General features: G+C 69.4%; 7 protein-coding genes. 6 read left to right on the top strand and 1 reads right to left on the bottom strand.

All coding sequences use genetic code 11. The features are described from left to right. Window positions 1-72 precede the first annotated feature (72 nt). The 3 genes from WC969_09980 (at window position 73) to WC969_09970 (ending at window position 10,295) form a co-directional block, all read left to right on the top strand. Window positions 73-1,857, top strand: a complete 1,785-nt coding sequence (locus WC969_09980) for a hypothetical protein (protein ID MFA6030172.1) — start codon at window positions 73-75, stop codon at window positions 1,855-1,857. A gap of 248 nt (window positions 1,858-2,105) precedes the next feature. Beyond that, window positions 2,106-8,624, top strand: a complete 6,519-nt coding sequence (locus tag WC969_09975) for an RNB domain-containing ribonuclease (protein MFA6030171.1) — start codon at window positions 2,106-2,108, stop codon at window positions 8,622-8,624. A 93-nt stretch (window positions 8,625-8,717) separates the two neighbouring features. Beyond that, window positions 8,718-10,295: an endonuclease gene (locus tag WC969_09970; protein MFA6030170.1), complete on the top strand. Its 1,578-nt coding sequence runs from the start codon at window positions 8,718-8,720 to the stop codon at window positions 10,293-10,295. Window positions 10,296-10,301: 6 nt separating this feature from the next. Here WC969_09970 and WC969_09965 read toward each other — a convergent pair whose 3' ends face one another. Next, a complete protein-coding gene (locus tag WC969_09965) occupies window positions 10,302-10,550 on the bottom strand; it encodes a cytoplasmic protein (protein ID MFA6030169.1) in 249 nt (82 codons plus the stop codon). A gap of 117 nt (window positions 10,551-10,667) precedes the next feature. Here WC969_09965 and hrcA point away from each other — a divergent pair, with 117 nt between their 5' ends. From hrcA to dnaK, 3 genes are all read left to right on the top strand, one after another. Next, the gene (gene hrcA / locus WC969_09960; protein MFA6030168.1) at window positions 10,668-11,786 is read left to right on the top strand and encodes a heat-inducible transcriptional repressor HrcA; all 1,119 of its coding nucleotides are present in this window, start codon (window positions 10,668-10,670) and stop codon (window positions 11,784-11,786) included. Then, window positions 11,746-12,321 (top strand): nucleotide exchange factor GrpE, encoded by a 576-nt coding sequence (locus WC969_09955; protein MFA6030167.1) that lies wholly within the window; start codon window positions 11,746-11,748, stop codon window positions 12,319-12,321. Before hrcA ends, WC969_09955 begins: the two co-directional genes overlap by 41 nt. 144 nt (window positions 12,322-12,465) lie before the next feature. Continuing rightward, entirely contained in the window at window positions 12,466-14,346 is a 1,881-nt protein-coding gene (dnaK, locus tag WC969_09950) for a molecular chaperone DnaK (protein MFA6030166.1), read from the top strand. Window positions 14,347-14,358: the final 12 nt, after the last annotated feature.

Here is a 14,358-nt window from a genome sequence, read left to right as displayed (position 1 = left end):
GGGTCTTCGGGCCCACGCCGGAAGGGGTACTCCGGCTCAGGCGGGGGGGTGGAAACGGCGCATCCTTATGGAATGAAAGCCCCGCGCGCCGCCGCCCTCGCTCTCCTCTTCCTCCCGGCCCTCGTCGGCGCCCAGCCCGTCGCGCAGACTTCGATCCGCACCGCGCCCGTCGCGACGGCCCTCCCCGCGCCGGTCGTCCCTTCGCTCTCTCCGGCCGGGACCCTGGCGCCGACGCTCGGCGTCCCGACGCTCTCGAACCTCTCCCTGCCCGCGGCCGGCGTCCCGTCCGCCGCTCCCCGCTTCTCCGCCGACACCCACGCGGCCGCCGTGCCGGCGGCCCAGGCGTCCGCGGCCGCGGTCCCGAGCGCCGTACAGGCCGTTCCCGCCGCCGCGCGCGCGCAGCTCCGCACCGCCCCGTCGGCGGAGCACGCGGCCTCCGCTGAGCGCGCCATCGAGGAGCGCACCGCCCCGACCGAGGCCATCGCCGCCTCGCTCAGGGGCGCCTCCGCCGAACTCGCTCCCGCGCGCGGCGAGCGCGTCTCCGACGAGGCCGCTTCGAGCCGCATCGGCCGCACTTTCGACGCTTCCCGCCCCGCTCCCGAGGGGCTTCCCGTCGCGGCCTTCGCCCGGCTCGGCGACGCGCGGGTCCCGGAGTCCGCGCGCCTGCGCCCCGGACGCCAGACCTCGCCCGACGCGGTCCCGTGGTCCGAGGTCGAGCGCGTCGTGCGCTTCGCCTCGCCCGAGGAGGCGCGGAGCTACGAGAAGGACATGAAGGGGGAGTTCCGCCCCCATAGGCCCGGCGAGGCCGCGGGCTGGCAGGACTTCCTGCGCGCCTGCTTCGACCTCATGCAGACGGCCCCCGAGGGGCGCGAGGTGCTGCGCCAGCTCGTCGACGAGTACACGCGCGGCGGCAGGAAGGTCACCATCATGCCGGAGGACTTCGCGGACAGCACGATCTTCCACGACGGCGAGATGGAGGACATCAACGGCACGCACGGGATGGTCGTCCCCGACCAGTACGCCTACTATTTCAACTCGAAGTACCTGGAGTTCGAGAACCGCGACCTCGCCATCCAGTACGTCGCCGCCAACATCGCCCACGAGTTCCGCCACCTCGTCAACCAGGCGCAGGTGGAGCGCATCACGCCCGAGGCCGCCGAGGCCTTCTCGCTCGCCTTCATCAACGAGCAGCGCGCGCGCCAGACGGGCTACCTCGTCGCCGTCCGGACCAACAAGGGGAAGGCGACGGGCTCGACCGAGGACGCCCGGAGTCTCGCTCAGGACCCCGACGGCTATTGGGAGGGCCTGAAGGCGGGCGGCTACTCCCAGTATCTCGACATCGACGAGATGTCCGACCCCGTGCGGGCCTACTCCTCGCGCATCGCCCTCCTCCAGGAGGAGGCGGCTTCCGTGCGCGAGCAGATCGCGCAGCAGATACCGCGCACCCGCGCGGCCCTCGAGATCCTCTCGACGAAGGAAGGCCATGCGGCGGAGCTCAAGAACCTCCGCGAGGAGATCGACACGATGTCGAAGATCCTGCCGGAGGAGCTCAAGGAGATCCTCGGCACGATCAAGGAGCTCCAGCGGATGGTCGCGGTGTTCCGCTCTCCCCGCGCCCGCGGGGACCTGCAGTACCTGCGCGCCGCCGCGAAGTCGCCCGCCTTCCAGAAGCTCGTCGCGGACTACCGCCGCGACCAGGCCGCGCTCGTGCAGCTCCTGCGCGAAAAGCCCATCCCCGCTCCGGTCATGCCCAAGGGCCAGTCCGGCTGGGAGCGCGTGCGCGCTCTCGTGAAGCAATCGCAGCGCGAGCATCCCCAGTACTGGGCCGCGTTCTGGGCGAAGTTCGGCAAAGAATAGCCTGGAAATCCGGCGCCCTTTCTCGACCTGGAAAACGAGGTCGATCCCCTTGGCGTCGGATTTTCAGGCTCTCTGATCTCATCGCATCGCGCTACGAGAGAGGCGCTCCGAACCCCCCAGGGAATCTCCCGTTGAGGGATTCCCTGCCTGTTTCGGATTATTCTGATTGCCCGAGGGGCCGTGGACCCATTTTTTTGCCGGGCAGCATGCCCCATGTGCCCCGACGGCGGACCGCTTAGAATAACTGCATGACCACCAACCCGCCGTGGCTGGTCGCAACCCTTCTCATCTCCCTTCTCCGGCCTTCCAGTTCGCAAGCCCAGACCGTCGTCTCCGTGCACTCGGTCCCGCAGAACCTCCCCGCCGCGCTCGCCCTCCCCGCGCCGTCTCAACGCCTCGCGCTGCCCGCGCCCGTCGCGACGGGCGCCGAGACGGGGCTCGGGCTGCCCGGCCTCGCGGTGCGGCCCGTGCTCCAACTCCCGGCGGCGGCCGCGGACGCGCACGCCGTGCCGGCCGCGCAGGGCCTTCCCGTCGTCCAGGCCGCGAAGCCCGCTGCCGCCGACACGAACGCCGCGGTGAAGACCCCGTCGAAGGCTCTCCTTCCCGTCGCCGACGCGCAGCCGCAGAAGTCCCTCCCTTCCGTCGGAGCCCTCCTCGAGTCCGTCGACGAGCCGGTCGAAGGCAAGGGCGTCGAGACGGCCGGCGTCGGGCGCGGGGGGGGGCGTCTGGACAAGCTCTTCGACGGCGCCGGAGGACGCGGCGGCGCTCCGGCCGGAGTCCCGACCGGCGCGGACGTCCAGTCCGCCGACGCCTATCCCGCGTATCTGCGCGCGCAGTTCGAAGGGGTTCGCCGCATACACGGCGATGAGGCCGTCGTCCGCCTCCAGGACGACATCCGTCTGGCCAAGCGCTTCTTCGCGGAGGTGCTCGGGGATCTCGAGGTCGGGCGCGGCGGGCTCGCCGACGTCGCCGTCGAGCAGCTCATCATGCAGTCGGGCGTCGTGGCGCCCGCGCAGAAGGGCCGTTCGATCGAGGAGCCCGGGAGCTTCGACAAGTTCATCGACCGCATCACCCTCATCGGCTTCGACGAGCAGGGCCGCGAGCGCAGTCTCACAGAGGCCCGCCGGCTATGGGTCGTGCACAATCCTCTCCGGTCCCCCGCGAACGTCCTCGACCTCTTCGGCAAGGCGTTCTGGTCCGGGGAGCTGATCCATGGCGCGAAGGCCTATCGCGAGGCGCGTTCTCTCGGGGGGGCGATCGATTTCGCGCAGCTGCGCTCCGTCGCGCTCGCGAACCGGAAGCTCTCCGGGAAGGCGGAGTTCTCCGGTCCTTCCGTCCATGCCGTCTCCAAGCTGACGGTCCGGACCGTGCGGAAGGTCGTCGCCGGGGCGGTCGCCGAACTGGGGAAGAACGGTATCGTCGTCATGGACTCGAAAGTCTCCGAGCGCCGGGTCGACCGGCGCAACATCTTCGACGTCTCTTTCCGCGTCGCGGACGAAGGTTCCACCGCCGCCGCGGAGGCGGCCCTCAAGGACGCCCTCCTCCGCCAGGACCCGGAGGCGACCTTCCAGGAGAAGCCCGCGGAGCGCCGCTCCGCCATGTCCGCCGAAGAGGCCGCGGCCGTGGGGAGCTTCGATCCGGAGGCCGTGAAGGCCAAAGCGCTCCCGAAGAAGGCTCAGGACGCTCCGGTCGTCCGCGCGTCCCGCGCCGTCGAGCAGGGGCCGCGGAAGCAGGCCGGTTCCAAGCGCCCCGAGCGGAGCGTCCTGCGCGCCGCGGTCGCGGCGGAGGTGGAGACGGTCGCCTCCAGCCCCGACGGGACCCTGCCGTCGCCGAAGGTCTCGGCGTCCCTCGCGCACGGACAGACGTCGAGCGCGGGTCCGATCCCGGGCGTCGATTTCACCGCCGAGCAGCTCGAGCGCGTGCGCACGAGCGACGAGTCCGTCGCGCGCGGAGTGCGTGCCGCGATGCAGAGCATCCTCCGGGAGGGGGAGGCGGTCGAGGTGATCTCGCGCGGTTCCACCTCCCGCCTGACGCACAGCGACGAGAACCCCGACTACGACATCCAGGTCGACCTCCCCGCGCAGTGGAACGCGAAGGACGTCGCGCAGTTCGTCGAGCGGAACCTGGACGCGATCCAGGCGGCCCTTTCCAAGCACGTCCGCCGAGAGACCGCCTGGCTGTTCCCCGGAGTGAAGACCGGCGTCCAGACGGGCGGCGTGGTGTCGCTCACCGACCCGGACTCGGGGAAGCTCGTCGAGGGCGTCTATATGCTGCCCGTGCACGTCCAGGGGCCTGAGGGACTCCTGCTGGACGTGGACGTCACGCTGACCAACCGCCCGGAGTACGCCAACGCCTACCCCGAATATTTCGACGCGCAGCTCGGTGCCGTCCTCCGCCTGGGAGGCGAGGGGGCGGACGTCCGTCTCCTGCGCGACATCCGGCTGGCCAAGCGCTTCTTCTCCGAGGTCATCGGTTCCTATAAGTTCTGGCGCGGAGGCCCCACCGGGGTCGGCGTCGAGCAACTCGTCATTCAGTCGGGCCGCGTCGCGGACGCCGACCAAGGACGCACGATCCTGGAAGCGGGGAGCTTCGACAAGCTCATGGACCGCCTCGTCCTCATCGGTTTCGACGCGCAGGGGCGCGCGCGCAGCGTCGAGGAAGCGCGCCGGCTCTGGAGCGTGCACAACCCCTTCATGGCGCCCGCGAACTTCCTCGACCTGCTCGGCAGGGGCTACTGGGCGAAGCTGATCCATGCCGCGAGGAACTATCGCGAGGGACGGGCGGAAGGGCGAGCCATCGACCTCCAGGCCCTGAAGTCCTCCGTGCGCGGAGTCGGAAAGGCCGGGAAGAGTCGAAGGGAGCGGCAGAGCCCGCCGTCGGTCTCCTCGTATGAGGATGCGGGCGGCGACGCCTCCATCGGCAGCGTCTCCAAGCTGAGCGCCCGGGACATGCGCGTGGCGATCGCCGGGGCGATCCAGAACCTCGAGAAGCGCGGGATATCCCTCAAGAAGCCCCGCGTTGCGGGGGCTCCCATGCGCAGCGTGAAGGGACGGCATCTCCATCTCTTCGACATCGGCTTCCGCGTCTCCGACGAGAGCGTCATCCCCGCCGTCAAGGAGGAGATCGAGAACGCCGTCCTTCAAAAGGACGCCGAGGCGACGTTCATGGAGCCGGAGGAGCCGTCCTCGCGCTCCATCGAGCAGACGGGGGCCGAGAAGCCGCAGGCCCCGCGGCCTCAGGTACGCCCTCGCTCGCAGGGGCCGTCCAGGAAGGACGCCGTCCCCCCTGCGGTGACGCTCCGGTCCGCCGCGCAGCCCCCGGCCGTGGCGCAGACGCCGGTCCCCGCCGAACCGCCGCGCGCGGGCGAGCCGGGCGCCATGACGCTCGAGATGCTGCGCAAGTTCACGCTCACCGGGCCCGAGCCGCTCGCCCGCGGAGACGCGTTCCTCTATGCACAGGGCGCGAAGGCCCTGCCGGCGGGTCTCGAGGGAGGCGCCGTGAGCGCCGCCGAGCTCGTCGGCGACGAGAGCGCGCCGACCCCGCTGGTCCGGCGCGACGGGAGCATCTCCGTGCGTCTCGAGACCACCGACCCGGACGGGAACTCCAAGATGAAGTTCGTCTCCGTCCCCGTCGAGCTCGCTCAGGGGATCCCCTCCGACGCCCTGGTCCAGGTCCGCTTCGACGGGAAGAAGGTCCTCTCCGTGCGTCCCGTGGGCGCCTACCGGGCGGACGTCGTCATCGGCCGGGTCCTGCGCGGCAAGGAGGGGGAGCTGCGGCTCTCCGCCCTCTTCTCAGACGATCCTTCCCGGACGCTCTACGCCCCTCTGCCTCTGGCGGCGGGTGCGAAGGTCCTGGAGGGCTCCATCCTGCAGGCGTTCGTGCGTCCCCTTCGCGACGGGAGATTCGAGGCGGTCCCGCTCGCCGACTTCGGGGCCGCGATCACTCCCGAGATCGCCGCGCGCGAGATCGCCCTGCGCTACGGCGCGCGGGGCTACTTCGACGAGGCGGTCATCCGTCAGGCCGAGGAGATCGGACGGACCCAGGACCCCGCCGCCGACTTTCGCCGCATGAAGGAGAGCAAGGGACGGACCGAGGACCTGCGCGCGCTCCCGTTCGTGACCGTCGACCCCATCGGCGCGGGGGACCTCGACGACGCGTACTACGTCGAGAAGAGCGCGGAGGGCGGCTATACCTGGTACCTGGCGACCTCCGACGTGGCCCAGTACGTGCAGCCGGGGACGCCGGCCTTCCGCGCCGCGGCGCGCATCGGCAACACCTTCTACACTCTCGACAAGGACGGGGTTCCCGAATATCCGATGAACCATCCGGTCGTGTCGAAGAACGTCTCGAGCCTCCTCGACGGGAAGGATTCCCTCTCGATGATCTCGAAGATGTCCTTCAGCCCGGAGGGGAAGTTCCTCCCCGAGAAGTCCGAGGTCTTCCTGGGGCTCGTGCGCGTGCAGGGACGCTACACCTACGACCAGGTCGCCGCGCTCTGGGAGGGGAAGCCGGACCACGGCATCGCCCACCTCGAGCAGGTCTCCCTCGCGCGGGAGCTTTCGGGAAAGCTCGACGCCCACGACGAGGAGCGCGGGAAGCTCAAGCTCGAGTTCGAAGAGACGCGCTACCGCAAGCTGGCCGACGGGAGCTGGAAGGCCGAGCTGGTCATGGACCCGCCGCTCGTCAAGGAATCCCACCACATCATCGAGGAACTCAAGGTCTACGGGAACCAGGCCATCGCCGCCCGCCTCGACGCCATCTCCAAGGACCACGGGATCCCTCACATCAGCCGCGTGCATCCGCCCCAGACCGAGGAGCGGAACCTGAAGCTGCGAACCCAGCTTCTCGCCCTCGGCGTGCCGTGGGAGGTCGATGAGCCGTTGTGGACCTATCTCAAGCGTCTTCAGGCCCTCCCGGGGGCCTCGCAGGAGCTGAAGAACACAGCGCAGATGCTCACGCTCATGAGCCGCAACAGCGCGAAATACGCGGCCGACGACGCCCTGGGGCACGAGGGCCTCGCGCTCGGGGCCGAGGCGTACGACCATCCGTCCACCCCGCTGCGGCGCTTCTCCGACATGTACAACCGCGCGCTCCTCGAGACCTACCTCGAGGGCGGCGATCCCAAGACCGTCCACGCGGCCGTCCTCGCCGACCTGAAGGAGATGGGCTTCGAGAGCTTCGACGAGTATCTCGAGCACCTCAACGGACGGGAGCAGGCGTCCCGGAAGATGGACCGCGAGATGGACGCTTTCATGTCCGTCTACGAGCTCTCAAAGCCGGAGAACCAGGGCCGGCCGCTCGCGGGCTACGTGAAGATGGTCCGGGAAGGAAAGACCCTCGAGGCCACGATCCAGCTCCGCGACGTCCCCGTGACGCTGGTCCTGCGCGAGGGCGAGGCCAAGGGCTACAAGATGCTCGACGAGGTCACGGTGAACGTCCGCAGCGCCGACCTCTACGACCTGGGCGTCGACGCTTCGATCACGAAGAAGGGCGGGCGTCCCTCCTCCACGCGCGAGAAGGGCCGGGAGAAGGGGAACGGGAAGAGGGAGAAGCGCCCGAAGTCGGAGCGGCATTCGCAGGCGGGGCGCCATGCGAAGACGGCGGACGCCCCGGTCCTCGGAGAGCGTCGTTCCTCCCGCGGCGACCGACGGTCCTCGCAGGGGGACCGCCGTTCCGCTCTCGAGGGGGACGCGCAGCCCCGCTTCATCGAGGCTCCGGCCGCTCCTTCCGCGGGCGCGTCGAAGACCGCGTACCTCGGAGGTCTCGAAGGCCTCTCGGGGAAGGAGCTCGCGTGGGCCCTCGGCGACGTCGTGAGCGCGAGGCAACGCTCCAGGGGGAAGTACAAGACGCCTCCGTATCTGTATCGGACCGCGGACAGCGTCATGCAGAGGGGGCAGCGCGGCCTCGTGGACCCGTACTCCGGCGTCTTCGTGCCGGGGACCGGCCGGGAGGGGAAGCAGTACCTCGGGGAGATCGACGGCAACGGCGTCGTGACGGAGATGAGCCTCGAGCACGTCTGGCCGCAGTCCTTCTTCGAGCATGACGAACCGATGGTCTCGGACCTCCACCACCTGATGGCGGTCTTCCGCGCCCCCAACCACCTCCGCGGCCGAATGCCCTTCGGCGAGGCGAAGGACTCGAGCCTCTACGAGAACAAGGCCGGCGCCCGCTCCGACGGCGTCGTCTTCGAGCCGCCGGACTTCAGCAAGGGCCGCATCGCCCGCGCGCTTCTCTACTTCTTCGTCCGCTACTGCGACGAGGACATCTTCCGCGACCACGCCCGCGGCTTCTGGGCTCCGCACGTCGAGACCTACCTGCGCTGGAACCGCGAGCATCCGCCGACCGACTTCGAGCGGCGCCGCAACGACGTCGTGGAAGGCTTCCAGGGCAACCGCAACCCTTTCGTGGACGACCCGACGCTCGCCGACCGCATCGGCGTCGAGGCGCTGCGCTGGCCGGGGACCCGCGAGGACCCGGACGCGCCCTCCCCCGAGGAGGCCTCCGAGCCCACCAACGACGCGGAGATGCGCGAGCTCTACGGCGTCGGCACGGAGAAGGACGAACGCACCTCCGGCCGGGCTCCGGGCCGGGAGGGTTCCGCGAACGACCGTTCCCTCAGGAGTTCCGACCGCTCGAGGAAGGACGCACGGGCCGTTTCGTCGAAACCCGCGCGAAAAGCGGTCCGAGAGAAGTCCCGCTCGCGCAAGGAGCGTTCCTCCGAGGGCCGGTCGGCGAAGAAGTCTCTGCGCCGGGACAAGCGCCGCTGAAAACGTAACGAACGACGCTGGGCCTTATGGCCCAGCCCCGTCGAGGGTCCCCGGCCCCAGGCGGGAAACCCTTAAAGCGCGTACTCTATCCGCATGAGGCGCACGAAGGGGCTCTTCGGACTCTTCCTCCTGACCGCCCTGTTCCCGACGGGGCCGAGCGCCCAGCTCGTCGCCCCCAAGCCGGTCCCTCTCCCGACCCTTCCGGTCGGGAGCGTCGTTTCCGCCGCCGCCGTCGGCGCCGGCGCGAACCTGGCCCGCGGTCCCTGGCTCCAGTCTCCGCTCAATAACGGCCTCATCCTCCCCGCTTCCGCCATCGCCGACTCCGCGCAGGCGCACGCGCAGCCCGTCCCGAGCGCCGTACAGGCCGCTCTCCCCGCCCGCTTCCGGGCGCAGGCCGCCGCCGCTTCGGTCTCCCCGGCCGCCGCCGCGCGCTCCGAGCGCCGCGCGGCCGACACGAAGCCCGTGCGGGGCTTCCCCGAGGGCCCTTCCGCCCAGACCCTTTCCGCCGAGGAGGGAGACCTTTCCTCTTCCGAGCTGGCCGAGGCGCTGGAAAAGTCCATCGCGGATGCGAGGCACGGGGAGTTCTCGAAGAGCGAGGCGAAGGGCGACGAGCGCGCGGGGCGGCGGCTCGACCGCATGTTCGACGGCTCGAAGGCGCGGCAGGACTCCGACGCCATCCCGGTCGAACCGGTCGCTCCCCAGACCGGGTATCTGAAGGCCGTCGAGGGACTCTCCGGCCAGGACCTCTTCTGGGCCCTGCACGACATCGAGGCGAAGGGCCATCACGCGCACGACTACAAGGAGGCCTCGGCCTTCATCTTCGGGACGGCCGACAACGTCACGCTCCGCGGCATGCGCGGGATCGTCGACGCGTACTCGGGGGTCTTCGTCCCGGGAACGGGCGAGAGCGGCGGCCGCTACGGCGAGAGGGGCGACGAGAACGGGGACGGCTACAACGACACCGGCATGAACATCGAGCACGTCTGGCCCCAGTCCTTCTTCAACAAGCGCCTGCCCATGAAGTCCGACGTGCACCACCTGATGGCGACCTTCATGCACCCCAACAGCGTGCGCGGCCACATGCCTTTCGGCGAGGTTCAGGGCGGGGCCACCTACGAGAACAAGGGCGGCGCCAAATCGGACGGCAGCGTCTTCGAGCCCCCGGACTTCACCAAGGGCCGCGTCGCCCGCGCCCTCCTCTATTTCTTCGTGCGCTATTGCGACGGCGACATCATGGCCGGCGACAGCAGCCGCTTCTGGGGCGCGCGCCTCGAGATGCTCCTGCGCTGGAACCGCGAACATCCGCCGACCGATTTCGAGCGGCGCCGCAACGACCTCGTCGAGCGCTACCAGGGCAACCGCAACCCCTTCGTCGACGATCCGTCGCTGGCCGAGCGCATCGGCATGGACGCCCTGCGCAGGCCCGGCCGCCGAGCCTCGGAGAGCGTGAGCCGGCGCGCGCCGGAGAGCATGCCCGGGGGCTGGGCCAAGGCGCTCTCCCCGACGATCCGCCCCGAAGACCTGCGCAAGGGCTTCCAGCAGGTCCGCGAGGACCTGCCGACCCCCGGCGATCCGGAGATCAGCCCCGCCGCCCGCGAGAACCTCCGCGCCGACTCCGGGCAGCACAACCGTCACGGCAAGCGCTGGAACAAGCGCCACCGCCGCCGTTAGCCGCCTTCAAAACCAGAGCAGGTTCAGCTTCCGCAGGAACTCTTCCTCTATGGGGTAGCCCGAGGCCGAGCCGAGGACCGCGTCGGTCCCGCATTCGGGACAGACGGCGGTCTTCCCGTCATCGGTCCATTCCTTGATCCGGCGGGGGCTGTACATCGCCAGGCAGTAGAAGCAGCCGCAGTAGGAGCTGTCGAGGATCTCCTCTCGGTGGTTCGCGGAGTGCTTGTGGGCCTGGGAAGGGTCCTTGGAGGGCACGACCTAATATAGACGGTCCGCAGGGTTTCCGCAAGCGGCGGGAGGGATTGACAAGGGGCGGCGGTTGGCGTAAAATAGCAGTCAGTAGACGCGATTGCTAATTATCAGACAGCCCCCATGCGCCAACTGAACCCGAAGGTCGCCGAGGAGCGCAAGAAGAAGGTCCTGCAGTGGGTCGTCCATTACCACATCAAGACCTCCCGCCCCATCGCCTCCTCCGTCATCGCCGAAGAGGCGGGCCTCGACCTCTCCAGCGCCACCATCCGCAGCATCCTCTCCGAGCTCGAGGAGGAGGGCTACCTCCACCAGCCCCACACCTCCGCCGGCCGCGTGCCCACCGACCGCGGCTACCGCTTCTACGTGGACTACATCCACGACGTCCAGCGACTGGCTTCCGCGGAGAAGGCGGAGATCGAGAAGCAGTACGGCAACCGGCTCGACGAGCTCGACCGGGTGCTCTCGCAGACCTCGCGTCTGCTCTCGAGCGCCTCGCACGGCGCGGGCCTGGTCATCTCCCCCAAGGTCGAGAGCCAGGGCCTCAAGCGCCTGGAGCTCATCCACCTGGGCGGCAACAAGGTCCTGGCCATCATCGTCACCAAGTCGGGCAAGGTCCTGCACTGGCCGATGCAGCTCTCCTTCGTGCCCACGCCGGACCGCGTGCACATGCTCAACCGCTTCCTCAACGAGCACGTCGAGGGCAAGTCCATCCGCGAGGTGCAGCAGATCCTGGCGGTGCAGCTCGAGCAGGCCGAGCACGAGATCCGCGAGCTCCAGCAGTTCGCGCACGCGCTGCTCGGGGAGCTCGAGTCCGCGGTCGCCCCCGAGGACCTCTACCTCGAGGGGGCGACGAGCGTCGTCGCGCACACCGGCGACCTCGGCGACCTGCGCGAGCTCCAGCAGCTCGTCGGCGTCCTCGAGGAGCGCCACCGCCTCTCGGAGCTCCTGCAGGAGCGCTTCCGCAAGCAGATCGAGCGCGCCCGCGCCGGCGACGAGACGGGGGTGGACGTCCTCATCGGCGAGGAGACGAACCTGCCCGCTTTGCGCAACATCAGCCTCGTGACCACCACCTACCGTGCCGGCGACCAGATGGTCGGCCTGCTCGGGGTGCTGGGCCCCAAGCGCATGGAGTACACGCGGATGATGTCGCTGGTCGACTACATGGGGCACGTCGTGAGCCGGGCGCTGGAGGCATGGGATGTCGAACCCAAAGAAGACAAGCCCAAAAGAGCCCGCTGAGGGTTCCGAGTCCCTCGAGGCGTCCGAGGCCGCCGCAGCGCCGGAGGCCGCGGCCCCCGCGCCCGCGGACGCACCCGATTATTACGGCCAGCTGCTGCGTCTGAAGGCGGAGTTCGAGAACTACCGCAAGCGCGTCGACCGCGACAAGCCGCAGTGGGAGCGCCACGGCCGCGAGCAGCTGCTCGCGCGCATGCTGCCGCTCTACGACGTCCTCGTCTCGGCCCACGAGCAGGTCGTGCGCCACGGCGCCGAGCTGGAGAAGGTGGGCGCGGATTCCGGCGACGTGCGCGGCCTGGTGCAGGGCCTGGAGCTCATCTTCAAGGAGTTCACCAAGCTCTTCGAGGCCGAGGGCGTCGCGCGCATCGAGAGCGTCGGCAGGCCGTATGACTTCAACCTGCACGAGGTGCTCGGCCAGGTGGAGACCGACGAGCATCCCGAGGGGACCGTGGTGGAGGAGCTCCAGCGCGGCTACACCCTGGGGGGGAAGGTTTTGCGGGCGGCCAGAGTAAGAACGGCCAAGGGCAAGACGGCGTAGCTCTTCCTCGCCGCCCCTCCCCGTCGGGGAAGGGCAGGGTGGGGGAGGACGTGAAGGAGAATTTTGCGGAGAGGGACGGAACACCCCCTCTCCCAGCCCTCCCCCGCGGGGGGAGGCAGTAAGGACGAACGGAGGCATATAAATATGAGCAAGATCATCGGAATCGACCTGGGCACCTCGAACACGGCGGCCGCCGTCATGGAAGGCGGCAAGCCGACCATCATCCCCTCGGCCGAGGGCACGAGCGTCGGCGGGAAGGCCTTCCCGTCCTACGTGGCCTTCACGAAGGACTCGCAGCTCCTCGTCGGCGAGCCCGCGCGGCGGCAGGCCGTCGCGAACATCGAGGGCACGGCCATGGCCTTCAAGCGGCGCATGGGCGAGGACTACCACTTCAAGCTGCACGGCAAGGAGTACACCCCGCAGCAGCTCTCCGGCTTCCTGCTCCAGAAGGTCAAGCGCGACGCCGAGGCCTTCCTCGGAGAGCCGGTCAGCAAGGCGGTCATCACCGTCCCCGCCTACTTCAACGACAACCAGCGCCAGGCCACCAAGGACGCGGGCCAGATCGCGGGCCTCGAGGTCGTGCGCATCGTCAACGAGCCCACGGCCGCCTGCCTCGCCTACGGCCTCGACAAGAAGGGCAAGGACGAGAAGATCATGGTCTTCGACCTCGGCGGCGGCACGCTCGACGTCACGATCATGGAGTTCGGCGGCGGCGTCTTCGAGGTGCTCTCCACCTCCGGCGACACGAAGCTCGGCGGCACCGACATGGACAACGCGCTCGTCGCGCACGTCGTCGGCGAGTTCCGCAAGGAGACCGGACTCGACGTCTCGAAGGACCCCATGGCCATCCAGCGCGTGCGCGAGGCGGCCGAGAAGGCGAAGATCGAGCTCTCCAGCGTCATGGAGACCGACCTGAACCTGCCCTTCCTCACCGCCGAGAACAACGTGCCCAAGCACCTCGTCCAGCGGCTCACGCGCGCGAAGCTCGAGAGCATCGTCGGCGACATCGTCGAGCGCTGCCGGCACTCCATCGACCAGGCGCTCAACGACGCCAAGCTCAAGACCTCCGACGTCACGAAGATCATCCTCGTCGGCGGCCCGACCCGCATGCCCGTCGTCCAGCGCTTCGTCGAGGAGCACGTGGGCAAGAAGGTCGAGCGCGGCATCGACCCCATGGAGTGCGTGGCTTCCGGCGCCTCCGTGCAGGCCGCCGTGCTCACCGGCGAGGTCAAGGACGTGCTCCTGCTCGACGTCACCCCGCTGACCCTGGGCATCGAGACCCTGGGCGGCGTCACGACCGCGCTCATCGAGCGCAACACGACCATCCCGGTCGAGAAGTCGCAGGTCTTCTCCACGGCCTCCGACAACCAGCCCGCGGTCACCGTGCACGTGCTCCAGGGCGAGCGGCCGATGGCCAAGGACAACGTCTCGCTCGGGAAGTTCGACCTCGACGGCATCCCGCCGGCTCCGCGCGGCGTGCCGCAGATCAAGGTGACCTTCGCCATCGACGCCAACGGCCTCATCAACGTGCACGCCGAGGACCTGGGCACGAAGAAGGCGCACCACATCACCATCACGGCGAAGAACAAGCTCGACAAGGCCGAGGTCGAGAAGTTCATCCGCCAGGCCGAGCAGTTCGCCGAGGAGGACAAGAAGAACAAGGCGAAGATCGAGGCCAAGAACGAATCCGACACCGTCCTCTACGCCGCCGAGAAGGCCCTGCGCGAGCACGGCGACAAGGTCTCCCAGGAGGAGCGCGGCAGCATCGAGCGCGGGGTCTCCGAGCTCAAGGAAGCCCTCAAGGGCGAGGACGTCGAGCGCATCACGAAGGCGAAGGACGCGCTCGTCGCCGCCTCCCAGAAGCTCGGCGAGGCCATCTACAAGGAAGCCGGCGAGAAGGCCAAGGCCGAGAACGCCAAGAGCGGCGGCTCCACCGGGTCGGCCGACGCGAAGGGGAAGGACGACGGGGGCGTCGTCGACGCCGAAGTCGTCGACGAGGACAAGGACAAGGAGAAGCAGGGCTGAGGACGGCCCCGC

Source organism: Elusimicrobiota bacterium, assembly GCA_041660925.1.
Classification (GTDB): Bacteria; Elusimicrobiota; Elusimicrobia; order UBA1565; family UBA1565; genus JBAZUV01.
The sequence above is the reverse complement of the archived record's forward strand: the minus strand, read 5'-3'. Positions and strand labels throughout refer to the sequence as shown.